Raw genomic sequence first — 1,029 nt, forward strand, 5'->3', positions numbered from 1 at the left:
AAAGCTAAATAAACAAGCCAAAAAAATTGTTTCCAATCAGATTTTACAAGACTTACCCAAAAAGCAGTTTTGTAACGTCATTGATAATTACGTCAAAACGTTATTACAGACTCAAATTGCGACAGACAGAAAAGATATTGTCGAATGCATCAGGCAGCTCAATGATGTAGAGAACGTTAAGCAAAACAAATTTTTTAACAGTGACACTTAGCAATGGAAAAAAACATCGACTCAAAGGCGATTTCTACACAGAAGAATTCGAAATTAGATCTTTTTCAGAGCATCTCAGCGCAGCAGCAGAAAGCAGAGCAACTGCAAGTCAGCTTGCAGAATCTGTCAGAGATGCTCAAGCAGTTAGAAACAAATATAGAGACAAGCGAGCAGCCTATTACTCAAAACAACATGCTTTTAAAGCAGGTTCAACAAACGACAATCGCTCTAGAATCACGCCTGAGCTCGATATTGAACGAAATCAGCAATCTGTCCCCAGAACACATTCAAGAGATGATAGAAGGCTACAGCGCGAAAATAGATACACTGATGAGCGAATTATCAAATATCGATATGTCTCAGATGCGAAGCGTTCAGCAACGTATCAATTCATTTTCAACATCAATCGAAAAATTACAGACCGAAATAAATCATCAATTGATGAATATCAAAATCGATCAAGTGAGTTTACAGAACTCAATTCAAAGCCAAGTCGAGCAAGCAGTCGAAGCCAAGAAACAACATATCGAGACTACCGTAGAGACTTTGTTGAACGACAAACTCAAGACACAGAAGAACTATCACATTTTGATTGCAACAGTGACGTTTTTCATATTGACGCTTTTAATGATTGGTTATCTGCTCTATCAAGCATTCATCAACAACAGATCAATCGCAGCACAAAACAAAATCATCTCAGAGAACGCAGCAATCATCGAGAACCAAAATCAATATATCAACAGCAGAAGATAGAACATGAAGACCGAAATAGATCAGTACTTGAGTCAACAAAACAACTTACTGAAAGAACAGAACGAA

The 1,029-nt window shown here is 37.3% G+C and carries 1 protein-coding gene and 1 pseudogene; both read left to right on the forward strand.

The features are described 5' to 3' along the window. Positions 1-211: hypothetical protein (locus P256_RS13355; RefSeq protein WP_023273350.1), on the forward strand; the 211-nt coding region annotated here is incomplete at its 5' end. After that, positions 201-1,029 (forward strand): annotated as a pseudogene (locus P256_RS08845) (hypothetical protein); the annotation flags it as partial. The gene P256_RS13355 and the pseudogene P256_RS08845, both read left to right, overlap by 11 nt.

The sequence above is a fragment of the Acinetobacter nectaris CIP 110549 genome, assembly GCF_000488215.1.
Lineage (GTDB): Bacteria > Pseudomonadota > Gammaproteobacteria > Pseudomonadales > Moraxellaceae > Acinetobacter > Acinetobacter nectaris.